Source organism: Acinetobacter brisouii, from assembly GCF_008993995.1.
GTDB lineage: Bacteria > Pseudomonadota > Gammaproteobacteria > Pseudomonadales > Moraxellaceae > Acinetobacter > Acinetobacter brisouii_A.
The window spans coordinates 1-704 of record NZ_BKNN01000172.1 but is presented as its reverse complement, the minus strand read 5'-3'; the positions used below and the strand labels follow the sequence as shown (position 1 = coordinate 704).

1 protein-coding gene is annotated in these 704 nt (G+C 38.6%); it reads left to right on the top strand.

Annotated features, from left to right (window positions below; translation table 11 throughout):
- A partial coding sequence (locus tag GBN19_RS15510; RefSeq protein ID WP_151778711.1) for an IS3 family transposase occupies positions 1-661 on the top strand: 661 nt, incomplete at its 5' end.
- Positions 662-704 lie beyond the last annotated feature (43 nt).

Genomic DNA, 704 nt, shown 5'->3' with positions numbered 1-704 from the left:
TTTACAAGCGCAAGGTATCAAAATAAGTATGTATGCTGTGCGCCAAATAAAAAAATCAAATCAGTTGTATTGTAAGCGCCATAAGCGTTTCAAAAGAACCACGAACAGTGATCACAACCGTTCTATTTATGACAATTTACTCAAGCAACAGTTTTCAATGACGAAGCCTAATCTTGCGTGGTCGAGTGACATTACCTACATTTGGACGGCTGAGGGCTGGTTGTACTTGGCAGCTGTCAAAGATCTTTACACGAAACAGGTTGTTGGCTATAGCTTAAATGAGCGCATGACAGCCAAGCTTGTTTGTGATGCATTGAATATGGCTATTCGCAATCAGAAACCTGCTAAAGATCTCATTATACATTCAGACAGAGGCAGCCAATATTGCAGTAATGAATATCGAAACTTACTTGAGAAATTTGATTTTCAGGGTTCAATGAGCAAAAAAGGCGACTGCTTTGATAATGCACCGATAGAGAGTTTTTGGGGCATACTCAAAAATGAACTAGCCCATCATCGCAACTACAAAACAAGGGAAGAAGCCAAAGCGGATATTACAAAATATATAGAGTTATTTTATAATCAACGAAGAATTCAAAAAGGCTTGGATTTTAAGACACCAAATCAAATGGCAGAAGACTTTTATCGGTTAGCTGCCTAGAATCTCCCAAGTGAAAGTCTCCTGCTAATTCAGCACACATCAT